The organism is Phenylobacterium sp. (assembly GCF_037968635.1).
In the GTDB taxonomy this organism is placed as follows: Bacteria; Pseudomonadota; Alphaproteobacteria; order Caulobacterales; family Caulobacteraceae; genus Phenylobacterium.
On sequence record NZ_JBBKVV010000063.1, the window covers coordinates 13852 to 35072 of the forward strand.

25 protein-coding genes are annotated in these 21221 nt (G+C 67.7%); 12 read left to right on the plus strand and 13 right to left on the minus strand.

The window, feature by feature from the left end:
• The first annotated feature begins 13 nt into the window (after positions 1–13).
• Complete coding sequence (locus tag AAC997_RS07295; protein WP_340645031.1) at positions 14–283, plus strand: hypothetical protein; 270 nt, start codon at positions 14–16, stop codon at positions 281–283.
• Between the two features lie 184 nt (positions 284–467).
• Here the strand turns inward: AAC997_RS07295 and AAC997_RS07300 are convergent, their stop codons facing one another.
• Together AAC997_RS07300 and AAC997_RS07305 are read right to left on the minus strand one after the other, a co-directional pair.
• A complete protein-coding gene (locus AAC997_RS07300) occupies positions 468–641 on the minus strand; it encodes a DUF1328 domain-containing protein (protein WP_340645032.1) in 174 nt (57 codons plus the stop codon).
• A gap of 97 nt (positions 642–738) precedes the next feature.
• On the minus strand, positions 739–1533 hold the full coding sequence (locus tag AAC997_RS07305; protein ID WP_340645033.1) for a response regulator: 795 nt from the start codon (positions 1531–1533) through the stop codon (positions 739–741).
• A gap of 222 nt (positions 1534–1755) precedes the next feature.
• On the opposite strand from AAC997_RS07305, the gene AAC997_RS07310 reads away from it, so the two are divergent.
• From AAC997_RS07310 to AAC997_RS07325, 4 genes are all read left to right on the plus strand, one after another.
• A complete protein-coding gene (locus tag AAC997_RS07310; RefSeq protein ID WP_340645080.1) occupies positions 1756–1944 on the plus strand; it encodes a NepR family anti-sigma factor in 189 nt (62 codons plus the stop codon).
• Positions 1944–2549, plus strand: coding sequence for a sigma-70 family RNA polymerase sigma factor (locus AAC997_RS07315; protein WP_340645034.1), 606 nt, complete (start codon positions 1944–1946; stop codon positions 2547–2549). The genes AAC997_RS07310 and AAC997_RS07315 overlap by 1 nt, the downstream gene beginning before the upstream one ends.
• A gap of 129 nt (positions 2550–2678) precedes the next feature.
• A complete protein-coding gene (locus tag AAC997_RS07320) occupies positions 2679–4403 on the plus strand; it encodes a sensor histidine kinase (protein ID WP_340645035.1) in 1725 nt (574 codons plus the stop codon).
• Between the two features lie 48 nt (positions 4404–4451).
• Entirely contained in the window at positions 4452–4589 is a 138-nt protein-coding gene (locus AAC997_RS07325) for an entericidin A/B family lipoprotein (protein ID WP_340645036.1), read from the plus strand.
• 72 nt (positions 4590–4661) lie between these two features.
• Here AAC997_RS07325 and AAC997_RS07330 read toward each other — a convergent pair whose 3' ends face one another.
• The 4 genes from AAC997_RS07330 to AAC997_RS07345 form a co-directional block, all read right to left on the minus strand.
• Positions 4662–5288, minus strand: a complete 627-nt coding sequence (locus AAC997_RS07330; protein ID WP_340645037.1) for a hypothetical protein — start codon at positions 5286–5288, stop codon at positions 4662–4664.
• A 52-nt stretch (positions 5289–5340) separates the two neighbouring features.
• On the minus strand, positions 5341–6168 hold the full coding sequence (locus tag AAC997_RS07335) for a protein-glutamate O-methyltransferase CheR (RefSeq protein ID WP_340645038.1): 828 nt from the start codon (positions 6166–6168) through the stop codon (positions 5341–5343).
• Complete coding sequence (locus AAC997_RS07340) at positions 6165–6530, minus strand: response regulator (RefSeq protein ID WP_340645039.1); 366 nt, start codon at positions 6528–6530, stop codon at positions 6165–6167. The genes AAC997_RS07335 and AAC997_RS07340 overlap by 4 nt, the downstream gene beginning before the upstream one ends.
• Before the next feature lie 102 nt (positions 6531–6632).
• Positions 6633–7322, minus strand: coding sequence for a histidine phosphotransferase family protein (locus AAC997_RS07345; RefSeq protein ID WP_340645040.1), 690 nt, complete (start codon positions 7320–7322; stop codon positions 6633–6635).
• 66 nt (positions 7323–7388) lie between these two features.
• Here AAC997_RS07345 and AAC997_RS07350 point away from each other — a divergent pair, with 66 nt between their 5' ends.
• Positions 7389–7589 (plus strand): DUF3553 domain-containing protein, encoded by a 201-nt coding sequence (locus AAC997_RS07350; RefSeq protein ID WP_340645041.1) that lies wholly within the window; start codon positions 7389–7391, stop codon positions 7587–7589.
• Positions 7586–8356 carry a 3'(2'),5'-bisphosphate nucleotidase CysQ gene (cysQ, locus tag AAC997_RS07355; protein WP_340645042.1) on the plus strand — a complete coding sequence of 257 codons (771 nt, stop codon included), beginning with the start codon at positions 7586–7588 and terminating at the stop codon, positions 8354–8356. The genes AAC997_RS07350 and cysQ overlap by 4 nt, the downstream gene beginning before the upstream one ends.
• A gap of 7 nt (positions 8357–8363) precedes the next feature.
• Here the strand turns inward: cysQ and AAC997_RS07360 are convergent, their stop codons facing one another.
• The gene (locus tag AAC997_RS07360) at positions 8364–8564 is read right to left on the minus strand and encodes a hypothetical protein (protein WP_340645043.1); all 201 of its coding nucleotides are present in this window, start codon (positions 8562–8564) and stop codon (positions 8364–8366) included.
• Positions 8565–8929: 365 nt separating this feature from the next.
• Here AAC997_RS07360 and AAC997_RS07365 point away from each other — a divergent pair, with 365 nt between their 5' ends.
• Both AAC997_RS07365 and AAC997_RS07370 read left to right on the plus strand, forming a co-directional pair.
• Positions 8930–9721: an enoyl-CoA hydratase/isomerase family protein gene (locus AAC997_RS07365; RefSeq protein WP_340645044.1), complete on the plus strand. Its 792-nt coding sequence runs from the start codon at positions 8930–8932 to the stop codon at positions 9719–9721.
• 43 nt (positions 9722–9764) lie between these two features.
• Positions 9765–10949, plus strand: a complete 1185-nt coding sequence (locus tag AAC997_RS07370; RefSeq protein ID WP_340645045.1) for an acyl-CoA dehydrogenase — start codon at positions 9765–9767, stop codon at positions 10947–10949.
• A 111-nt stretch (positions 10950–11060) separates the two neighbouring features.
• On the opposite strand, the gene AAC997_RS07375 is transcribed toward AAC997_RS07370, so the two are convergent.
• Genes AAC997_RS07375 through AAC997_RS07385 form a run of 3 tightly spaced genes read right to left on the minus strand, consistent with a single transcriptional unit; the run spans position 11061 to position 12729 of the window.
• Positions 11061–11831 (minus strand): DUF2807 domain-containing protein, encoded by a 771-nt coding sequence (locus tag AAC997_RS07375; protein ID WP_340645046.1) that lies wholly within the window; start codon positions 11829–11831, stop codon positions 11061–11063.
• A gap of 11 nt (positions 11832–11842) precedes the next feature.
• Positions 11843–12409, minus strand: a complete 567-nt coding sequence (locus AAC997_RS07380; RefSeq protein ID WP_340645047.1) for a DUF1700 domain-containing protein — start codon at positions 12407–12409, stop codon at positions 11843–11845.
• On the minus strand, positions 12406–12729 hold the full coding sequence (locus AAC997_RS07385) for a PadR family transcriptional regulator (protein ID WP_293496474.1): 324 nt from the start codon (positions 12727–12729) through the stop codon (positions 12406–12408). Before AAC997_RS07385 ends, AAC997_RS07380 begins: the two co-directional genes overlap by 4 nt.
• A gap of 137 nt (positions 12730–12866) precedes the next feature.
• Between AAC997_RS07385 and AAC997_RS07390 the strand changes: the two genes are divergently transcribed.
• From AAC997_RS07390 to AAC997_RS07400, 3 genes are all read left to right on the plus strand, one after another.
• Positions 12867–13808, plus strand: a complete 942-nt coding sequence (locus AAC997_RS07390) for an alpha/beta hydrolase (RefSeq protein ID WP_340645048.1) — start codon at positions 12867–12869, stop codon at positions 13806–13808.
• 112 nt (positions 13809–13920) lie between these two features.
• A complete protein-coding gene (locus AAC997_RS07395; RefSeq protein ID WP_340645049.1) occupies positions 13921–16614 on the plus strand; it encodes a PAS domain S-box protein in 2694 nt (897 codons plus the stop codon).
• A gap of 216 nt (positions 16615–16830) precedes the next feature.
• A complete protein-coding gene (locus AAC997_RS07400; RefSeq protein WP_340645050.1) occupies positions 16831–18498 on the plus strand; it encodes an MFS transporter in 1668 nt (555 codons plus the stop codon).
• Between the two features lie 63 nt (positions 18499–18561).
• Here the strand turns inward: AAC997_RS07400 and AAC997_RS07405 are convergent, their stop codons facing one another.
• The 3 genes from AAC997_RS07405 to AAC997_RS07415 form a co-directional block, all read right to left on the minus strand.
• Entirely contained in the window at positions 18562–19569 is a 1008-nt protein-coding gene (locus AAC997_RS07405; protein WP_340645051.1) for a phosphotransferase, read from the minus strand.
• A 69-nt stretch (positions 19570–19638) separates the two neighbouring features.
• The gene (gene modB / locus AAC997_RS07410) at positions 19639–20334 is read right to left on the minus strand and encodes a molybdate ABC transporter permease subunit (RefSeq protein WP_340645052.1); all 696 of its coding nucleotides are present in this window, start codon (positions 20332–20334) and stop codon (positions 19639–19641) included.
• Complete coding sequence (locus AAC997_RS07415; RefSeq protein WP_340645053.1) at positions 20331–21221, minus strand: NAD(P)-dependent oxidoreductase; 891 nt, start codon at positions 21219–21221, stop codon at positions 20331–20333. The genes modB and AAC997_RS07415 overlap by 4 nt, the downstream gene beginning before the upstream one ends.

A 21221-nucleotide genomic window follows, 5' to 3' on the forward strand; every position in this document is an offset into this window, starting at 1 on the left:
AGGAGCCACCCCCATGGCTGTCCTCTCCCGCGATTCCTCCACCCATCCCGTCCTGACCGCCACCCGCGCCCGCCAGGGCCGCTTCGGCCGTCACGTCTTCTGGGTGCTGCTGGTCTCCACCGCCCTGGCCGCCATGGCCCTCTTCGGCGCCTGGACCTGGCAGGCTGACAACCTGGCCTCCACCGAGGTCGACAACGCCCGCCAGCCTGCCGACGCCCAGGCGTTCACGGCCGGCGCCCCGGCCGAGGCCACCTTGCAAAACACGCCAGACCAGCCCCGCTAGGTCGTCTCAAGTCCCCAATGCAAAACGGCCGCCCCATCGGGCGGCCGTTTTCATATCTCGACGTCGACTCCGCTAGAGCCTTTTAGGGTCAGATAGAAGCATCTGGCCCGTTGAAAAAGGCTCTAACTCCAAGAAGATAGAGCGCGTCGGACGAGTTAACCGGCTTCCACCTAACCCTGACGCTCTAGAGAACCGACTGTCCTCGCACCGCGCGGATGACGAAGCTGGCCACCAGCAGCACCAGGAAAACGACGAAGAGCACCTTGGCCACGGTGGCGGCCAGACCCGCCAGGCTCATGAAGCCCAGGAAGCCCGCCACGATAGCGAGAACGGCGAAGGTCAAGGCCCAGCCCAGCATGCGGTCTACTCCGGAAAGGTTGCGCCCCGATGCGGACGCCTGAACACGAAAACGCCGGCGCGACGCCGGCGTTCCGCTCAAGCTGCTGGCTCGAAGATCAGGCGGCCTGTTTGGCGTTCCGCGGATGGAAGAACAACGCCTGGCCGATCGCCGCCTTTACCGTTTCCGGCTGGAAGGGCTTGGTGATCAGGAAGGTGGGTTCCGGACGTTCCCCGGTCAGCAGGCGTTCGGGGAAGGCGGTGATGAAGATCACCGGCACGTCGTAACGGGCCAGAATGTCCTTCACGGCGTCGATCCCGGAGGAGCCGTCGGCCAGCTGGATGTCGGCGAGCACCAGACCCGGAACCTTGCGGTTGACGGCGTCCACCGCCTCGGTGCGGGTGGCGGCGATATCGACGACGGTGTGACCCAGTTCGGTGACCAGGGCCTCGATGTCGGCGGCGATCACCGGTTCGTCCTCGATGATCAGGACATCGGTGGCCAGTTCGGCGTCGATTTCCTGCTGGGCCTCGCTGATCAGGCCCTCGACCTCCGAGAAGTCGGCGCCCAGGATCTGGGCGGCCTCCGAAGGGGTGAAGCCCTCCAGGGCGGTGAGCAGGAAGGCCTGGCGCGACCGGGGCGCGATGCGCATCAAACGGCCGCTGGCGTCGTCGCCGGTGATCCCGCCGTCCCGCGGTTCGAGCTTGGCGCCCGTGCTCAGCCAGATGGCGTGGAAGACATGATAGAGCGCGACGCGGGGGGTGAGGTTGGCCTCCAGCACCCGTTCGCCCGCCGCCAGCGCCTCAAGCGCGACGCGGACATAGTGGTCGCCAGTGGTTTGATCGCCCGTCAAGGCGCGGGCGTAGCGGCGCACATAGGGCAGATGCGGCGCCAATCGGGCTAACAGACTCAAGGTGATACCCTCCCCGTAAGAAACACACGAACGCCTCGGGTCACATGCCCCGACAGCGCTCACCATAGCGCCGGAAACGTCGCTGCGGGGAACCGGTTCCCTCCCGCCTGCGTTTTGTCCATCCTAGGGCCTGATCAAGGGAACCGGAACCGGAGCGGGACGTTGACGGGCGACGATGACCAATCGAGGGGGCAAGCGCCGCGCAAGCGGAGCGCCGATGACATGATCGAACACACACCCAATGAGGACCGGCGCAAAGTCTCCGCCGCCCTCGACGAAGCCCGGCTCCGCCAGCAGGCGATCGGCGCGCGCCTGCGCCAGATGTTCGACGAGGTGGTCAACGAACCGGTTCCCGACGAGTTTCTCGATATCCTCCGCAAGGCTGACAAGCGTTCTTCGGAGAACGGCTGATGGCGGGGGACGACTCAAAGAACGCCAACCGCACACCCGCGGAGGACGAGGCGTTCAAGCGGGAGTTGGTCAAGCTGATCCCTCACCTGCGGGCTTTCGCCCGTACCCTGGCCGGCGAACCGGCAGGCGCCGACGATCTGGCGCAGGACGCCATGATGAAGGCCTGGGACGCCCGCAACTCATTCCAGATGGGCACCAACATGAAGGCCTGGACCTTCATGATCCTGCGCAACCAGTTCTATTCCGAGAAGCGCCGGTCCTGGCGCCAGACCCAGCTCGACCAGGAAGCGGCCGAGCGCACCCTGGTGGCCGTGGACGACCCCGAGGCGCCCGTCGCCCTGGACGAACTGCGCCTGTCGCTGGCCATGCTGCCCGCCGAACAGCGGGAAGCCCTGGTGCTGGTGGGCGCCGGAGGCTTCGCCTACGAGGAAGCTGCGGAGATCTGCAACTGCGCGGTCGGCACCGTGAAGAGCCGGGTCAGCCGGGCTCGGCGCGCCCTTCACGCGATCCTCGACGACGGCGCCTATGAGCGCGATGGTGGCGCCGCCGGCGACGCCATGCGCTCCATCCTCGCGGATGCGGAGCGGCTCTCAAGCGCCCGGTAGAGCCCTTTCCGATCTGACCGCTTCAGTCAGATCGGATCAAAAGGGCTCTAATTCAAAAAGTTAGAGCATTTTTCGATCCGATAGCCGTTTCACACCTATCGGAAAATGCTCTAGGCGACGGGCGACCACATGATCACATCCCCTTGGGGTTCTTTGTCGACGATCCGAGTGCGCCTCACCGCTGCGCTCGCCGCCGCCCTGTTACCGGTTCTGATCCTCGGCGCCATCCAGTCCTCGATGGCCTTCCGCCGCGAGGGCGAGATCGTGCGCCAGAACCTCGCCACCTCGGCCGAACGCAGCGCCGCCACGGCGCGGGCGCGGATGGAGGCCGCCGACATCCTGCTGGAGACCCTTGCGCCGGCCTCCGTCGGCTTCCAGTGCGCCCAGCGACTGGCCGAGGTGACCCGACGTATTCCCGGCTATTCGAACCTGATCCGCTTCGACCGTCGCGGCCGCGTGGCCTGCGCGGCCAACGATGTGCCGGTCGATTTGATTCGAGCTGAGCGGCCCTGGTTCCAGCAGTTGCAAAAGGGCGACAATCTGGTGGTCACCCGTGACCCCGGCGCGCTCTACGCCAAGGAGCCGGTCCTGCTGGCCGCCGTGCGGGCGACCGATCCCAAGGTCGGCTTCGACGGCGCCCTGGTGGCGGTGATCTCCCTGCAGAGCCTGGCCCCGCGCCTGGCCGACCGCTCCCTGCCCGACGAGGCCGAGGTGGCGCTGGCCGACCGCGAGGGTCACTACATGAACTTCACCGACGGCCAGGCCTTCCCGGACCTGCCGCCCGCCTGGCGCGCCAAGGCCGACGCCAAGGGCTCGGTTGTCTGGTACGCCAAGGACCGACGTGGCGACCGCCGGGTCTATTCCGCCGCCGCCCTGGTGGGCGACGACCTCTATGTGATCTTGTCGGCCAAGGCCCAGGGCCTGTTCTCCTGGACCCGGCTCAATCCGCTGACCGGCCTGCTGCTTCCTCTCGTGGCCTTCGTCCTGGCCCTGCTGGCGGTGCTGGTGGTGACCGATCGGGTGGTGATCCGCTGGATCGCCTATCTACAGCGGATCGCGGCCCTCTATGCCCGCGGCCGACTCACCGTGCGGCCGATCCAGGCCGAGCAGGCGCCACCCGAAATCCGCGACCTGGCCGAGACTCTGGAGCAGATGGCCGACGCCATCGTCGGCCGCGACGCCACCCTGCGCGACAACCTGGCCCAGAAGGACGCGCTGATGCGCGAGATCCATCACCGGGTGAAGAACAACCTGCAGGTCATCTCCTCGCTGTTGAACATGCAGCAGCGGGCGCTCACCGATCCGGCCGCGCGGGCCGCCATGTCCGACACCCGGCAGCGGATCACCGCGCTCGCCCTCATCTATCGCGCCCTCTACCAGGGACCGGACCTGAAGAAGGTCGACCTGCGCCCCTTCCTGGAGGAACTGACAGCGCAGCTCATTTCCGCCGACGCCTTGCACGGCGCGCCGGTGAAGACGGAGATGCATGTCGACGCCCTGGTGATCGACCCGGACCGCCTGGCGCCCCTGGCCCTGTTCGCCGTCGAAGCCATCACCAACGCCCAGAAGCATGCCTTCGCCGGTCGGGGCGGCACGCTCACCGTGACCTTCAAGGTCCGCGGCGACGAGGCCGAACTGGACATCAGCGACGACGGGACCTCCAGCAACGAGGTGCTCACCGCGTCCGGCGTCGGGCGCACCTTGATGACCGCCTTCGCCCGCCAATTGCGCGGCCGGACCGAACTGGTGCGCAATGAATCCGGCGGCGTGACGGTCCGTTTGGTGTTCCCGACCCCCGGCGTGGAAAATACAGTGAAGCCAGAGCCGCAAACAGGGAACCAGGCGGCAGCCTGACCGTTCGTCTCCCGCAAGTTCAACAACTCCTCGGGGAGATACCCAAAAATGCGTAAGATTGCTCTGCTGGCCGTCGTGGCCGCCACCTTCGCCATTTCCGCCTGCAACACCCTTTCGGGCGCCGGCCGGGACGTTTCGGCCGCCGGTTCGGCCGTGACCAACACCGCTGAAGACGCCAAGCAGTAAGCTTCAAAGCCCTCTCAAGGCTTGGAAACCCCGCCGCAGTCTCTGCGGCGGGGTTTTTCGTGGAGGAATGGGTCAGTCGCCACCAAACCAGACGAAGGCGCGGTTCAACTTCTGGCCCATGGCGGCCAGCGTTCCGGTGAGCACCGTCTCCTCCGCCCCGCCGGCCCGCACCCGCTCCAGCGCCTTGGCGTCCAGGCGGCTATTGAAGCTTACCTCTCCCAGCATCTCGTCCCGGCCGTGGAAGCGCACCTCCTCGGCGGTGACCCGATAGGCCGTGGGCAGGACCCGGCGGCTGACCTCGTGATAGGGTTGGCCCAGCTCGTTTTCGCGCCTTGGGCTGGTGACGTCGTCGAACTCCAGCATGACGGGCGCATAGTTGGGCGAGATCCTCTGTCCCTTCTCATAGCTGGCGAACTCCTCGGCCGTGCCCAGGTGCAGTTCACGGAGCTTGAAGTTGCCGAACTGGATCGGCGCCTTGGCGAAATAGTAGCCGAAGAGGTTCACGCCGGGCTGATGGAAGAAGCCGGTCAGAGGCGCGGCGGGTGGCGCAGGCTCGACCGGATCCGGCTGCGTGATGGGCGCCGCCGGCTGTGCGGGCGCGGCCGGGGCGGAAGCCTCCGGGACCGGCTTCTTGCAACTGGCCAGCGCCAGGGTCCCGGCCAGGACGGCGGCGGTGGCGAACAGCAGGCGCTTGGACATCGAAAATCCCCCGAGTGATCAGGGCGATCCTAGCGTACTGGGGCTCCGCTTGTCAGGCGGCGGCGCGAAAGGAAGGATTGCGAGCGTAGAGCCCCGGTCGGCCGCTGACGGGCTGGAAGGCTTCCGACAGGCTGGTGGCGGTCTCGCCGAGGCCCAGGAACAGGAAGCCGTCAGGACTGAGCGCCCGGGCCAGGTTCTCCAGCAGGCGAATCCGCATGGGCTCCACCAGCGCGCCCAGGACATAACGGCAGAAGATCACATCGAAGCGGCCGGCGGCCGACAGGTCGGCCACCAGGTTGATGCGACGCCAGCGGACCATCTGGCGGATCCGCGGCGCGAGCGCCCACATCTCGTCGGCCTTCTCGAAGTGCCGAACCAACTGCCGGATCGGAAGGCCGCGCTGGATCTCGAACTGGGTGTAGAGTCCGCTCTGGGCCTTCTCCAGGGCGCGCTCCGACAAATCCGACGCGAACAGCTCCAGCTTGGCGCCGGGGATCAGGGCGCGCTGGTCCTCGATGGTCATGGCCAGGGAATAGACTTCCTGGCCCGAGCCGCAGGCCGCGCTCCAGATGCGGATCGGCTCGCCGTCGCGCAGCCGGGCCAGGGTCGGCAGAATCTCGTCGCGGAACAGGTTGAAAGGCGCGCGGTCACGGAAGAAGGCGGTCTCGCTCGACGCCATGCACTCGACGATCGCCCAGGCCAGCCGGTCCTCGCGCTTGGTGCGCAGGGCCGCGATCATGTCGTCGATGGAACCGAAGTTCTCGCGCCGCGCCACCGGGCCCAGGCGGCTTTCCAGCAGGTAGGTCTTGTCGGGGTCGACGAACAGGCCGGCGCGCGCCGCGCACAGGTGGACCACCAGATCAATGTCCTCGGGCCTCATGCCAGCCCCGCCTCGGCGAACTTCGAGGCGATGATGTCACCGTCGAAGGGCTTCATGATGTACTCGTTGGCGCCGCAGTCCAGGGCCTCGCGGATCCGCTCGATATCGTTCTCCACCGTGCAGAACACCACCGTGGGCTTATCGCCGCCCGGCTCCTGCCGCAGATGGCGCAGGAATTCGATGCCCGTCATCACCGGCATGTTCCAGTCCAACAGCACCGCGTCAGGCATGGCCGCCCGGCACCAGGCGAGCGCCTCCATCCCGTCGGACGCCTCGGCGATCTCGAAGCCGATGTCCTCCAGGATTCGGCGGGCGACCTTGCGGATCACCCGGCTGTCGTCAACGACGAGGCAGGTCTTCAACGGGATACTCCACCCTTCAACCGTCTTCTCGCGCGCGGTTGGTTAAGGAGCCGTGTTAACCGACCGGGAATTTGCATTTACGCGCGGGTTGGCGCGGGGCCTCTAGGCCGGAATGCTGGCGGCGAAGGTGACCTTTTCCTCGCCCACGTCGGCGAAGATGCGCCCGCCCGCGTCGGTCATGAACAGGTGCACGTAATAGGCCTGGACCCAGTGGCCGTGCAGCCCCTCGCCCATGGCCTCGCCGCGCAGGCCAGCCAGCACTTCGGGGCGCAGCCGGGCGCGGGGACCGATAGCCTCCACGGCTATGACCACGGTGGCGCCTTCTTCCACGGCCCGAATCTTGGCGGTCCCGCCGGTGGGCAGGGCCGCGCCGGCCATCTGGGCCAGGTTCAGGATGGCCCGCGCCGTGGGCTTGTTCAGCGACGCCGCCTCGACCTGCCAGTCCATCTCGGCGCGCATGTGGGCGAAGACGCCCTGGGCCAGCTTGGCCAGTTCGCGCGCATCGAAGGTCTCGGCGGTGGCCGAGGCGCCGAACGCCACCCGGGTGAAGGACAGCAGATCGGCAAGCTTGCGGGCGCTGCCGGCGATCAGGTTCATGGCGTCCTCGCGCATGTCCTGGGCGCTGGGGTCGTCCAGCAGGTCCAGGCCCGAGACGATGGCGCTGGCCGGGCTGATGAAGTCGTGACACATCCGCGCCGCCAGATAGGCGGCCACCTCGGCGGTGCGAGGCGCCGGCTTGGGCTCGGCCTCCACGGAGGGTTCGGCGGCGGGAGTCTGGTCTGGCTCTGACATGAGGTCTCGAACTTGGCCTGATTTGGCGCTTTGGCAAACCGGGGCGGGCGGATAGGTAACCGGTTCATGAGCAGTTCCGACCCCTTCCTCGAGCCCGGCGTCATCGTGCGTCACCCCGAGCGCGATGATTGGGGTCTGGGCCAGGTGCAGTCGGTGGCGGGGCGCAAGGTGACGGTGAATTTCCAGGAGGCGGGCAAGCAGGTGATCGACACCACGGTCGTGCCCCTCGCCTTCGTAAGCAACGACCCCCGGAGCGCCAGGCGATGAGCAACTTCAACACCGACATCGGGCCCTTGCTCGCCGACATCGTCGAGGAAGCCGGCCGCCTGGTCCTGCCCCTGTGGAAGTCCGGCCTGGAGGTGTTTTCCAAGGCCGACGAAAGTCCGGTCACAGAGGCCGACCGCCGTGGCGAGCAGCTGATCCTGGAACGGCTGGAGACCCATTTCCCCGGGGTCCACGTGATCTCCGAGGAAGACGCCAGTGAATTCGGCACCCCCGACGCGATAGGGGATCGGTTCTTCCTGGTGGACCCGGTGGACGGCACCAAGGCCTTCGTGCGCGGCGACCCCAATTTCACGGTCAACATCGCCCTGATCGAGAACCGCCGCCCGGTCGCCGGCGCCGTCTGCGCCCCGGCCTCGGGGGAGACCTGGTACACGCAGGGCGGCCAGACGATGAAACGGGTGGTGGGCGAGGCCGGCAAACCGGTTCAGGCCCGGACCTGGCCGCAAGGCGCGGCCGTCGCCCTGGTCAGCCACACCATGAAGGAGGACACCCTCAAGGCCCTGGCCGACAAGTACGGCTTCGACGCCACGAGCGCGATGGACTCCTCCATCAAGTTCTGCCGCCTGGCCGAGGGCTCGGCCGACGTCTATCCGCGTCATGGCCCGACCATGGAATGGGACATCGCCGCCGGTCACGCGGTGCTGGAGGCGGCGGGCGGCAGCGTGCTGACGCCCGAAGGCGAAGCCTTCGTCTACGGCAAGGCTGACGAGAAGTTCCGCAATGGCGCGTTCGTGGCGCGGGGCAAGTAGGCTCCGACTAGATCGCCTTGCGGCTGTCCCAGTCGATATGCTGCGAGGCGATGGGCGACGCCGGGTGGGTTCGGGAATAGGCGGTGGCGACACTGCCGGCGCCGGCCACCATGTAGGTCGCGAAGCCCACGAAGAACGCGAACACGGCCAGCACCACAAAGGGCCGGATGAGGTCGAACGGATTGGGTTCGGTACGGGTAAGCGACATGGGGCGATCCCTTGGGTCTCAAAACGCCTGACACGGGAACTACCGATCGCCACGAAAGTTGCGGCGACCTCCCCATAAATTCACATGATTCGCGCCGCGGGTGCGTGCGCGGAGTGTCGCACAGTCGACTTAGGCTGGACCGACGGCGCTTAGTTGCGAATAATTCTCATTGCCAAGTTCTGGGCATCGGCCTACCAGGGCAGGCATCAGCTGCCGGCTCCGATCCTCCCTAAGGGTCCGGCAGGACTAGCGCCCCGTCCGCTCCCCTCGCGGACGGGGCGTATTTTTTCGCCCGCGCCGGCGCCAGATGGCCCTTGCCTCCCCGGCCGATTGCACGTGAGGTTCGTGCAAAAGGGGAAACGCAGATGACCTGGCAGACGATCGACTATGAGACCCGCGGCCACGTGGGGATCGTCACCCTGAACCGGCCCGAGAAGCTGAACGCCATCAGCGGCGAGCTGCGCGCCGATGTCCACGCCGCCTTCGCCCTGGCCCGAGAGGACGACAATGTCCGCGCGGTGATCCTCACCGGAGCCGGCCGCGGCTTCTGCTCCGGCGCCGACCTCACCGGCCAGGTACCGCCGGCCGAGACCAGCCAGAACGCCCGCCTCGACGAGATGAGCTGGGTCGGCCGCTGGGCCAAGCTGTTCCACGACTTCGACAAGCCGCTGATCGGGGCCATCAACGGGGTCTGCGCCGGGGCCGGGATGAGCGCGGCGCTGGGCTGCGACGTCCGTATCGGCTCGGAGCACGCCCGCTTCAAGACCACCTTCGTCGAGCGCAGCCTGTCGCCCGATAGCGGCATGAGCTGGCTGCTGCCGCGTATCGTGGGCTATGCCGACGCCGCCGACCTGATCATGACCAGCCGCATGGTGCTGGCCGACGAGGCGAAATCGCTGGGCCTGCTCAACCGCCTGGCGCCCCACGATGACCTGCTCGACGCGGCGCTGGCCTATGCCGAGGAGATCACCCGCTGGCCGCCCCTGGCGGTCCGCACCGCCAAGAAGGTGCTGCAGGCCAACTTCGAAAGCGACCTCGACACCGCCCTGAAGTACGAGTCCGTCGGCCTCTCCTTCGCTCGCCGCGCCCTCAATGACGTGAAGGAATCCCGGGCCTCGTTCCTGGAGAAACGCAAAGGCGTCTACACAGGGACCTGACTTGGCGTCATAAGGCCCCCAGACTTTGCGCAGGGGAAACGCCATGGCTCAGGACAGCACCGCCAAGACCTTCGACTGGGAAGACCCCCTGGACATGAAGTCCCGGCTCTCCGAGGAGGAGACCATGGTCTGGGACGCGGCCCGGTCCTATGCCCGCGAGAAGCTGCTGCCCCGGGTGGTCTCGGCCTATGCCGAGGAGCGGTTCGACCGCGAGATCATGACCGAGATGGGCGCGCTCGGCTTCCTCGGCCCGACGCTGCCGGAGGAATACGGCGGCGCGGGCGTCAACCACGTGGCCTATGGCCTGATCGCCCGCGAGATCGAGGCCATCGACTCTGGCTACCGATCGGCCATGAGCGTGCAGTCGTCGCTGGTCATGTACCCGATCTACGCCTTCGGCTCGGAAGAGCAGAAGCGCAAGTACCTGCCCGGCATGGCCAAGGGCGAGATCATTGGCTGCTTTGGCCTGACCGAGGCCGACGGCGGCTCCGACCCCGCCTCCATGCGCACCGTGGCCCGCAAGGCGCCCGGCGGCTACACCCTGTCGGGATCGAAGATGTGGATCAGCAACTCGCCGATCTGCGACGTCGCCCTGGTCTGGGCCAAGCTGGACGGGGTGATCCGCGGCTTCCTGGTGGACCGCGGTTCGGAAGGCTTCACGACGCCGAAGATCCTCAACAAGCTGTCCCTGCGCGCCTCCATCACGGGCGAGATCGCGCTCGCCGACGTCTTCGTGCCGGAAGACCAGATGCTGCCCAATGTCTCGGGCCTGCGCGGTCCGTTCTCCTGCCTGAACAAGGCGCGTTACGGCATCTCTTGGGGGGCCATGGGCGCCGCCGAGTTCTGCCTGCACGCCAGCCGTGACTACACCAAGACCCGCAGCGTGTTCGGCAAGCCGCTGGCCGCCCGCCAGCTGGTGCAGAAGAAGCTGGCCGACATGCAGACCGAGATCGCGCTCGGCTTCGAGGGCTCGCTGGCGCTGGGCCGCCTGCTGGACCAGGGCGCCTGGGTGCCCGAAGCCATCAGCCTGATGAAGCGCAACAATTGCGGCAAGGCGCTGGCCATCGCCCGTGAGGCTCGCGACATCCACGGCGGCAACGGGATATCCGGCGAGTACCATGTGATGCGGCACGCCGCGAACCTGGAAACCGTCAACACCTATGAAGGCGCCCACGATGTCCACGCCCTGATCCTGGGCCGGGCGATCACCGGCGAGAACGCCTTCTAGGCCCGCAGTAGGGACCAAAAGAAAAAGCCCAGGGCGGGGGAGCGCCCTGGGCCAGTCAGGCCGGTTGTCTTTTTGGGGAAGAACCGTCGGCCGTTCCGCTTGCGCGGATCTCTATGAGTCCAGTTCCTTGACCTCGCCGGAACCGGAGACGTTCTTCTCCAGCTTCAGCGGCCGGGTCTTCAGCTTGACCTCGCCCGAGCCCGAGATCTCGAGTTTGGCGCTGGTGCGCGGCGCGATGGTGGCTTGCGCCGCGCCGGAGATGTCCACCTCGGCGCTTTCGGCGTCGAGCGCCGCAAGATCGGCCTCGCCGGCGCCGGTCATGTTGAGCCTCAGGGCTTTGGTCTTGCCGTGGCCGGTGACCTTGGCCATGCCGGTGGTGCTGATCTCCAGGCTCTCCTGGTCGTAGGCTTCGATATTCAGGCGATCGACGCCCTTCAGCTCAAAGCGGGTGACCTTGGGCGCCGTCAGGGTGACTCTCAGCCGCTCGCCGGTGTGGCGCACGCTGTCGCTCAGCCGGCCCGCCGCCAGGGTCAGGGTGTCGATGGAGCGCTTGGGCCCGGTGACCGTCAACTTGCCAGGACCTTCGCCGCCTTGGATGAAGGTGACCTCGCTCGGAACGTCGAGGATGAGGGCGGTCGCCCCGTCCCAGGCCAGCTCCCGGGTGGCCGAGGCCCATTCGGGATCACCCTTGTGGTGGTTGCGCCATTTGCTGTGGCGCTGGCCATGCTTGTCCCAGCCGATATCCCAATCACGATCGGACCAGCTCCAGCGGTCCCAGCCTTGGGCTGCGATATCGCGGCCGCCGAGGGCCACGGCGCCGCCCAGGGTGACGATGCAGGTGAGGAACCCGACGACGGCGATGATGACGAGAAGGCGGATCATGTCAGGGGCCTTCAGGCTTGAGGTTCAATGGCCGGCTTGAGCAGCCGGTAGTGGAGACGCCCGTACCAGACGAGCAGGTTCACGAAGCCGACGGTGACCAGGCAGAGCAACGCGCCCAGCGACACCGAGCCGGCCATCAGACCGATCCCGGCAAGCATGGCCGCGGCGACCCCGCCCGGCGGATCCAGGAACGGACCGGCGGCGAAGACGAAGCCGCCGGACCCGAACACCGCGATCACCGCGACGAAGAGGCCAAGCAGCGTGCCGGCGATGGAGAGCACGATGGGCAGCAGGATCAGCAGGTCGATCGCCCCGAGCCCCAGGACTGCGAACACCGCCGAGGCGGCCGCCGACGGATTGCGCTCAGACTCCCAGCGCTTCAGCCCCGCCTCGGCGCGAAGTTCGCGGGCCAGGCGGCCAGGGTCCCCCAGGGCTGCGGCGACTTCGGCGTCTGTGCGGCCGGCGGCCTCACCTTCGGCGAAGTGAGCCTCATAGTCGGCGACAATGTCGGTGATGGCGTGGGCGGGCAGGCCCGCGAGACCCTCCCGCAGCCGGGCAAGGAACGCCTGGCGGGTCATTGGGCCTCTCCCAGGATGGCGTTGACGGCCTTGGAGAACGAACCCCAGGCCAGCTTCTGCCCGGCGAAGCTGGTCTTCCCAGCCTCGGTCAGACGATAGTATTTGCGCGGCGGGCCCGACGAGGACTCCACCAGGTAGGTGTCCACCAGACCATCGGCCTGCATCCGCCGCATCAGCGGATAGATGGTGCCTTCCCCCATATCGATCCCTTCGGCCAAACGGCTGGCGATCTCGTAGGCGTAGTTGTCGCCCCGGGAGAGAAGCGCGAGCACGCAGAGCTCGAGCACCCCTTTCTTCAGTTGAACTTCCACGGCTTCCACTTGGCCTGCCTCCAAAACCCGCGATCGCACACCGCAAGGTACTGCTTCATACAAGGTAGTGGGCGACGCATGATAGTGAACTTTTCGTAAGACCAAATATCGTTTGCCAAACAAACTATATTTGAAGGAAGCGGCGTATGAAGATCATCCCCCTCGCCCTGGCCCTGGTCATGTCGGCGACCCTGGCCCAGGCTCAGGCCCCCGCCGCGACCCTGCCACCGAACATCCTGGCCGTCCCCGTCGACGCCCCGCCGCAGAAGGCCCCGCCGCTCGGTCCCTACGCGGTGACCATCGAGACCGACGCCAGCCTGCCGACCCACACCCTCTATCGGCCCACCGACCTGGCGGCGGTGAAGGGCAAGCTGCCCATCGTCGCCTGGGGCAACGGCGCCTGCGCCAATTCCAGCGAGCGGTTCACCCCGTTCCTCACCAAGATCGCCAGTCACGGCTTCCTGGTGGTGGCCATCGGGCCGAAGGACGCCCCGCCCTGGACACCGAACGTCGCCCCGGGTCAGGGCGCGCCCATCGTCGCCCCCAGGACCAGCGCCAGCCAGTTGATCGACGCCATCGACTGGGCCCAGGGGGAGAACGCCAAGGCCGGACCCTATAGGGGCCGTATCGACACCACCGCCGTGGCGGTGATGGGCCAGTCCTGCGGCGGCTTGCAGGCCATCGAGGCCTCGGGCGATCCGCGGGTGAAGACCACCGTGGTCTGGAACTCCGGCGTCATCATCGACCAGGGCGGCCTGCCCAAGCTCTCCAACGCCACCAAGGACAGCCTGAAGGCCTATCACGCCCCCGTCGCCTACTTCATCGGCGGCCCGGTGGACGTGGCCTATCCCAACGCCGAGGACGACTTCGCCAGGATCACCACCGTCCCGGTGTTCAAGGGCAACCTCAATGTCGGCCACGGCGGCACCTATCGGCACGTCAATGGCGGCTGGTTCGGCGAGGTGGGTGAGGCCTGGCTGGCCTGGCGTCTGAAGGGCGACAAGACCGCCGCCAAGCTGTTCGAGGGCGCCAAGTGCGGCCTCTGCCTGGCCCCAGAATGGAAGATCGAGAAGAAGCACATGGACTGACGGCGCGCTCGCCGGTTGAAGTCGCATCAACTTTCGCGATCAAACCACGTTCTTCGAACGTTGCGTTTACGCTTCACGCCTAAGAATTCGCCCGAATTTTGGGGGAACTTCCATGCCGGCAGAGCGTGCGACCAACACGCCGACGGAGCCCGGGCCGATGATCGAGTGGCTGTTCGCCAACAGCCAGGAACTCCTGCTCGTCATCGGACCTGACTCCCGCTTCAAGCTGGTGAACCCGGCCTGGACGGCCGCCACAGGCTGGGCCAGCGATGAGATCGTCGGCAAGCGAGCCGCCGAATTCATCCACCCCGACGACCTGGAGGACTTCGGAAAGCTCGCCGAGCGGCTGATCGAAACCCGCGTCGGCGAGAACGTCGCCCGCATGCGGATGAAGAACGGCTCCTACCGCTGGTTCGAGGGCCGCAGCCAGCTCACCGACGATGGCCACATCATCGGAACCCTGCGTGACGCCACCCGCGAACGCGAGCGCGAGATGGAGCTGGAGGCCGCGCGCCGCACCCGCCTGCTGCTGTCGGAATCGGCCGGGGTCGGCACCTGGATGTTCGAACCGGTCGGTGAGCGCCTGGACTGGTCTGACGACATTCGCGCCATCACCGGCTACAGCCGCGAGGAAATGGCCGACGCCGAGGCCTTCCGGAACATCCTCCATCCCGACGAGGCCGAGGACGTCCGCGCCGCCTTCAACCGGGGCATCCTTGAAGGCCTGCCCCAAACCCTTGAGCATCGGATGCGCAACAAGGACGGCCGCTGGTCCACTTGGCGCGCCACCTTCCACTGCGAGCCCCGGCCTGGCGGGGTGTTTGCGCTAAAGGGTATGTCCCAGGACATCACCGAATTGGCGGCCGCCCGCGACGTGGCCCTGGCTGCGGAGCGCCAGATTCGCCAGCTGATCGAGAACGCCCCCTTCGCTGTGGCGATGTTCGACCGCGACCTGCGTTATCTGATGATCTCCAATCGCTGGCGTCATGCCTTCAGCCTGGGCCACCGCAACCATGTGGGCCTGCGGCTTGAGGACGTCTTCCCCACCATTCCCAAGAAGTTCCTGGCCGCCCAGCGCCGGGCGCTCAAGGGCGAGGTGGTCTCCAGCAAGGAAGACCGCTTCACCGACAGCCAGGGCGGCAAGCACTGGGTGCGCTGGGAGGCGCGGCCCTGGCTGGACGCCAAGGGCGAGATCGGCGGCATGCTGGCCTATGTGGACGACATCTCGGCGGTGGCCAGCGCCCGGCGCGAGGCCCAGACCAATGCGCGGCGCCTGAAGGTGGCGCTCAGCGCCGCCGACGCCGGGGTCTACGAGATCGACCACGTCAACAAGACCTTCTGGGCCAGCCCGGAATTCAAGAAGCTGATCGGCCGCTCGTCCCGCAGCTACAAGGACGCGTTGCAGCTGAACTTCCCGAAGTTCCACCCCGAGGACATGGCCGGCGTCCGCCAGGCCTTCCTCGACATCAACGCCGAGACCCGGAAATCCGGCGAGGCCTTCGAGGCCCGCATCATGACGCCTTCAGGCGAGGCGCGCTGGATGCGGGTCTTCCATCACCTGAAACGGGACTCCAAGGGCCGTTGGCTCAAGGGTGTCGGCCTGGTCCACGACTTCGACCAGCGCAAACGCCAGGAATTGGCCCTGATCGAGGCCCAGGAGGCCGCCCAGGCCGGCGCCGAGGCCAAGGCCGCCTTCCTGGCCAATATGAGCCACGAGATCCGCACACCGATGAACGGGGTGATGGGGGTCCTGCACCTGCTGAAGACCGAGAGCTTGACCGACGACGGGCGGGCGATGCTTGAGGAGGCCCTGTCCTGCGGCCAGATGCTGGCCGAGCTGCTCAACGACGTGATCGACTTCTCCAAGATCGAGGCCGGCGCCCTGGTGCTGGCCGAGGAGGCCATCGATCCCGCCGCACTCGTTCAGGGCGTCACCCGCCTGCTGCGGCCCCAGGCCGAGGCCAAGGGACTGGAGCTGAGGCTCGAGGGTCTGGCCGACATCGGCTGGGTCCGCACCGATCCGGTCCGGCTGCGCCAGGCCCTGTTCAACCTTGTGGGCAATGCGGTGAAGTTCACCCTCGAGGGCCAGGTCACCGTCCGCGCCGCCCTGCGCCAGACCAGCGCCGGCCAGAGCCTGCGCTTCGAGATCGCCGACACCGGTGTCGGCATCCCGGCGGACGTCCAAGACCGCATCTTCCAGCGCTTCGACCAGGGCGACGCGTCGACCACCCGCAAGTTCGGCGGCTCGGGCCTGGGCCTGGCCATCACCCAGAAGCTGGCGCAGATGATGGGCGGCGCCGTGGGCTTCACCTCGGTGGAGAACCAGGGCTCGGTGTTCTGGCTGGAAGTGGCGGCCCCCGATGCCGAGGCCGTGGCCCCCGTCGCCGACACCGGCGAGCCGGTGCTGGAGGGCCTGCGGATCCTGGTGGTGGAGGACAATTCCACCAACCGCATGATCGCCACCAAGCTGCTGGAGAACCTGGGCGCCAGCGTGGAGACCGCCGCCGACGGCCTGCTGGGGGTCGAGGCCGCGGCCCGAGGCGCCTTCGATCTCATCCTGATGGACGTCCAGGTGCCCGGCATCGACGGCCTGGCGGCCTGCCGCCGAATCCGCGCCCTGAGCGGTCCTGTCGCCCACACCCCGATCGTGGCCCTGACCGCCAACGTCCTGTCCCACCAGCACCAGTCCTATCTGGAAGCCGGCATGGACGGGGTGGTGGGCAAGCCCATCTCCCCCACCGCATTGCTGACCGAGATCGCGCGGCTGAGTGCGCCGGCGGCGTTCGAGGACGAAGCGGTGGCCTAGACAAAAGCCGCACGTCCCGGCGAAGGCCGGGACCCAGGTTCATCTGCGGCGCTGCGACCTGATTCACTCGCCCCATTTGCGGTTCCGCCTGAGATCGTGGTGGGCCTCACCTGGGTCCCGGCCTTCGCCGGGATGAGCGGGTAGCGGTGGACGCCCTTCCAACCGCGCACAAGCCAATGCTAGACCTTGGCCTTAAAGAGCTCGGGGGAGAGACATATGGTGGCGGTTGAAGAGGGCAAGGCGCCGAAGAAGGCTTCGTTGCGCACCGTGGTGGCCGCCTCGGCCGCCGGGACCGCCTTTGAGTGGTACGACTTCTTCGTCTTCGGCAGCCTGGCCCAGGTCATCTCCAAGACCTTCTTCTCCGGCCTCACAGAAACCGCCGGCTATGTCGCCGCCCTGGCTCTGTTCGGCGCGGGCTTCGCCTTCCGTCCCATTGGAGCCCTGGTCTTCGGCCGCATCGGCGACCGGGTGGGACGCAAGGGCGCCTTCCTGTTCACCGTCGTGCTGATGGGCGGGGCCACCGTGGCCATCGGCCTCCTGCCCTCGTACGCCCAGGTCGGCCTGCTGGCGCCCGCCCTGTTGGTGCTCATGCGTATTCTTCAAGGCTTCGCGCTCGGCGGAGAATACGGTGGCGCGGCCATCTATGTGGCCGAGCACGCGCCCCCCGGCGCGCGGGGCCGCTCGACAAGCTGGGTGCAGACCTCGGCCGCCTTCGGCCTGTTCGCCGCCCTGCTGGTGATCCTGGTGACCCGCGTGATCGTGGGCCGCTACTTCGGACCGGAGGCCTTCGACGCCTGGGGCTGGCGCATCCCGTTCCTGTTCTCGGCGGGCCTGCTGGCGGTCTCGATCTTCATGCGCCTCAAGCTCTCGGAGAGCCCGGCCTTCACCAAGATGAAGGCGGAGGGCGAGATCGCCGCCGCCCCCTTCACCGAGGCCTTCGGCACCTGGAAGAACCTGAAGATCGTCATCCTGGCCCTGGTGGCCATCATGTCGGCTCAGGGCGCGGTCTGGTACACCGCCTTCTTCTACACCCAGACCTTTCTGGACAAGTTCCTCAAGGTCCCGGCCGAGACCATCAACCTGCTGATGATGGGCGCGGCGGCGGCGAGCGCCCTATTCTACGTCCTGTTCGGCTGGCTCTCGGACAAGGTGGGCCGCAAGCCGGTGATGCTGTTTGGCATGACCCTCATGCTGATCGCCTACTTCCCCGGCTTCCACATGCTGGCGCAGACCGCCAACCCGGCTCTGGCCGAAGCGGTGGCGCGAACGCCCGTCGTTGTGGTGGCTGATCCGGCCGAGTGCTCTCTGCAGTTCGACCCCATCGGCAAGACGGCTTTCACGTCCTCCTGCGACATCGCCAAGACCACCCTGGCCAACGCCGGGGTGTCCTATGGCAACCAGAAGGCCGCGCCCGGCGCCAAGGCCCAGGTCAGGATCGGCGACGCCGTGGTGGCGTCAGACTCCGTCCAAGGCCTATCCAAGGACGCCGCCAAGGAGGCCAGGACGGAGATCGAGGGCCGCATCAAGGCCGGCCTCGCCGCTGCGGGTTACCCCTCCAAGGCCGACCCGGAGCGCATGAACCTGCCCGGCGTCTTCGCCGTGCTGATGGTCTTCGTGATCGCCGCGACGGCCCTCTACGGCCCCATCGCGGCCTGCCTGGTGGAGCTCTTCCCCACTCGCATCCGCTACACCGCCATGTCCCTGCCCTACCATATCGGCACCGGCTGGATCGGCGGCTTCGTGCCCTTCACCGCCTTCGCCATCGTGGCGGCGGTGGGGGACATCTATTCCGGCCTCTGGTACCCCTTCGCCTTCACGGCGATCTCGGTGGTCACCTGCGTCCTGTTCCTGCCCGAGACCAACAAGCGGTCCCTGCACGACTAGAGCGGGATGAGGAAAAGTGGGAACGGGTTTTCCGCCCGCACCCCGCTCGAACCAAGCCCCCCGTCAGGCGGTCAGCACCCTGACCGCCTGATCGAAGGCCTGGGTCTTCATGCCCGTAAGCGCCTCGTTCAGCCGCGCCTTGCCGTAGGCGACCTGGCCCTCCCAGCCATCCAGCTGGAAGGTCCCGGCGCCGATGCCCTGGTGAATCTGCGCCAGCGACGGCCCGTCCAGATCGCCTGGCGCCCGCGCCCCCGGCCGCAACGCGGCCACCGTGGTCAGCATGATCAGACCGTAGAACAGGTGGTTCACCTGCCGCATCACCACGTGCCGCGCGCGCTGGCGCGAGTCCGGCGCCTGGCCGAAATAGGTGCGCAGCAGCAGCTCTTCCTCGCCTGCGTCGTGGGTGATGAAGTTGGCCAGGGTCGCCAGGTCCACATGCCGGTCGGCGAGGAACGAACTCTCCCAGTCGATGAACCACAGCCGCCGGCCGTCATAGAGGATGTTGCGGGGGTTCAGATCGTTGTGGCTGGAGACCAGGTCGGCCGGGTCGGTGCGATAGGCGGCCCGCACCGCGCCATAGCCGTCCAGCAGCTCCGATATCGCCTCGGGCGCCATCAGGCCGGTCGCTCGGAACCCCGTCAGGACGGCGTCCATCCCCTCCATATAGTCCACCAGCGGCGGAAAGGCGGGCGCCTGGTGCAGGGCGCGGACGCCTTGCGCGGCCTCGACGATCAGATCCTCCCGCGTGCCGGCATAGTCCAGGCTCCAGGACTGCTCAGGGATGAACTCCATGATCGCCACCCCGTCGGCGGCGTCGGCGTACCGGACCCGCGGCGCCAGGCAGGCCTGGGCGGCGATGGCCATGCATCGATACCAGCGATCGGGGTCCTTGAACCCGTCGCGCTGGGTCTCGACCCGCAGCAGATAGGCGATGCCCCCCACCCGGATCCGATAGGTCAGGGCGCCGGACAGGCCGCCGCTCACCGTGGCGATGCTGTCCATCTCCGCCGTACCGAAGGCCGCCCTTAGGGCGCGGTCGACCTCGGGGCGTTTGGCGTGGGGAATGGGCATGGGCGGCTCCAGATGGTCGCTCCCTTTTACCCGGATATAATACCGAGTCAATATTACCCGGATAAATACCTAGGGGGCGCCCCGCGATGTCCGCGTGGCCAACCGCCCCACCAGGTCGGAGACCAGCACCGCCCCGACGGCGATCGCCGCGGCCACCAGGCACAGCATCCCGGCTCTCGCCTCGTCCCCCGGCGACTGGGTCGCGCCATAGATGGCCGCGGGCAGGGTCAGGGTCTCGCCGGGGATGGCGGCCACGAAGGTTATGGTGGCTCCGAACTCCCCCAGCGCCTTGGCGAATCCAAGGATCGCGCCGGCCGCCACCCCGGGCAGGGCCAGCGGCAGGGTGATGCGGAAAAACCGCACCAGCGGCGGGGCGCCCAGGGTGCGCGCCACCTCGTCGACCTCCTTGTCCAGGGCCTCGATGGCCAACCGCATGGGCCGCACCATCAGCGGGAAGGCCATGATCCCGGCGGCCAGGGCCGCGCCGGTCCAGTCGAATGCGAAGACGATGCCGACCTTCTCCAGGGCCGCCCCGATCGCCCCGCGCCGCCCGAACAACAGCAGCAGGACATAGCCCGTCGCCACCGGCGGCAGGACCAGCGGCAGGGTCACCAGGACGTCGAGCACCACACGGACCAGGAACCTTCCTCGCGCCTGGGCGAGCGACGTCACCAGGGCCAGGGGCAGGCCAAAGGCGGTGGCCGCCAGGGCCACCTTCAGGGACAGGAGGATCGCCGCCCAATCGTCCGAGGTCAGGGACGTCACGAGGCGGACGCCAGGACCTCGACGGTCACCCCGGCGGCGGCCAGGGGTTGGACCTCATCGGCACGCGGCGCCTGCACCAAGACCCGGACCACCCGGCGGCCCGACCTGGCCAAGGCGATCATCGCCTCGGGAGTGGCCTCGTCCGGGGTCATCCGCTCGGCGTCGCGGCGCGCCATCGTCAGGATGTCGGCGTCCGCGCCCTTATCGGCGGCGATGACGTCGGCCGCCGCCAGGGCCCGGCTGGCGCGCAGGGTCAGCAGATCGGCGGGACCGCGACCGGCCACGAACTGCACCTTGCCGGCGGCCTCGGGACCCTTGGCGATGGCCGCCCGGAACAGGGTCCGGGCCGTCTCCATGTCGCCGACCTGGGCCGCCTGGGCGACGGCGCCCGACAGGGTCTCGCGCAGGAAGGCGCGACGCGCATGCAGCTCGGGGAACTTGGCGCGCACATCGTCCTGGAAGGTGCGGAACAGGGCCGCGACCCGGCCGGTCCCCTCGGGCACCCGCTGCTCGATGTCGTTGCGCAGCATGGTGGCCAGCATGGGTGAGGCGCCGCCGGTGCCGATGGCCGCCACCACCTCACCCCGGTCGATCACCGCGGGCGTGGTGAAGTCGCAGAGTTCCGGCCGGTCGGTGACATTGACCAGGACGCGGGCGGCGCGGGCGGCGGCCGCCGCGCCCTTGGCGAAGGCCTCGTCCTCGCCATCGATGAACACCAGCAGCGCGCCGGAATAGCTGCCCGACAGGAAGGCGTCGGGCCCCTCCAACCGAACCAGGGTCGCCGGCGACGAGGCGAGCAGCCGCAGCTTGTTCTCGGCGGCCTCGCCGGACCCGGCCACCACGATCTTGGCGCCGGCCAGCGGGAAATAGGCGGGAAAGGCGTCCAC

Excerpts from the sequence above, each read along its gene's own strand:
- AAC997_RS07335 (WP_340645038.1), bottom strand. The coding sequence starts at position 6,168 with ATGAGGCCCGAGGACATTGATCTGGTGGTCCACCTGTGCGCGGCGCGC.
- AAC997_RS07395 (WP_340645049.1), top strand. The coding sequence starts at position 13,921 with ATGCCGGCAGAGCGTGCGACCAACACGCCGACGGAGCCCGGGCCGATG.
- AAC997_RS07365 (WP_340645044.1), top strand. The coding sequence starts at position 8,930 with ATGACCTGGCAGACGATCGACTATGAGACCCGCGGCCACGTGGGGATC.
- AAC997_RS07320 (WP_340645035.1), top strand. The coding sequence starts at position 2,679 with ATGATCACATCCCCTTGGGGTTCTTTGTCGACGATCCGAGTGCGCCTC.
- AAC997_RS07375 (WP_340645046.1), bottom strand. The coding sequence starts at position 11,831 with ATGATCCGCCTTCTCGTCATCATCGCCGTCGTCGGGTTCCTCACCTGC.
- cysQ (WP_340645042.1), top strand. The coding sequence starts at position 7,586 with ATGAGCAACTTCAACACCGACATCGGGCCCTTGCTCGCCGACATCGTC.
- AAC997_RS07315 (WP_340645034.1), top strand. The coding sequence starts at position 1,944 with ATGGCGGGGGACGACTCAAAGAACGCCAACCGCACACCCGCGGAGGAC.
- AAC997_RS07405 (WP_340645051.1), bottom strand. The coding sequence starts at position 19,569 with ATGCCCATTCCCCACGCCAAACGCCCCGAGGTCGACCGCGCCCTAAGG.
- AAC997_RS07360 (WP_340645043.1), bottom strand. The coding sequence starts at position 8,564 with ATGTCGCTTACCCGTACCGAACCCAATCCGTTCGACCTCATCCGGCCC.
- AAC997_RS07330 (WP_340645037.1), bottom strand. The coding sequence starts at position 5,288 with ATGTCCAAGCGCCTGCTGTTCGCCACCGCCGCCGTCCTGGCCGGGACC.
- AAC997_RS07345 (WP_340645040.1), bottom strand. The coding sequence starts at position 7,322 with ATGTCAGAGCCAGACCAGACTCCCGCCGCCGAACCCTCCGTGGAGGCC.
- AAC997_RS07325 (WP_340645036.1), top strand. The coding sequence starts at position 4,452 with ATGCGTAAGATTGCTCTGCTGGCCGTCGTGGCCGCCACCTTCGCCATT.
- AAC997_RS07390 (WP_340645048.1), top strand. The coding sequence starts at position 12,867 with ATGAAGATCATCCCCCTCGCCCTGGCCCTGGTCATGTCGGCGACCCTG.
- AAC997_RS07400 (WP_340645050.1), top strand. The coding sequence starts at position 16,831 with ATGGTGGCGGTTGAAGAGGGCAAGGCGCCGAAGAAGGCTTCGTTGCGC.
- AAC997_RS07350 (WP_340645041.1), top strand. The coding sequence starts at position 7,389 with ATGAGCAGTTCCGACCCCTTCCTCGAGCCCGGCGTCATCGTGCGTCAC.
- AAC997_RS07310 (WP_340645080.1), top strand. The coding sequence starts at position 1,756 with ATGATCGAACACACACCCAATGAGGACCGGCGCAAAGTCTCCGCCGCC.
- AAC997_RS07370 (WP_340645045.1), top strand. The coding sequence starts at position 9,765 with ATGGCTCAGGACAGCACCGCCAAGACCTTCGACTGGGAAGACCCCCTG.
- AAC997_RS07295 (WP_340645031.1), top strand. The coding sequence starts at position 14 with ATGGCTGTCCTCTCCCGCGATTCCTCCACCCATCCCGTCCTGACCGCC.
- AAC997_RS07380 (WP_340645047.1), bottom strand. The coding sequence starts at position 12,409 with ATGACCCGCCAGGCGTTCCTTGCCCGGCTGCGGGAGGGTCTCGCGGGC.
- AAC997_RS07300 (WP_340645032.1), bottom strand. The coding sequence starts at position 641 with ATGCTGGGCTGGGCCTTGACCTTCGCCGTTCTCGCTATCGTGGCGGGC.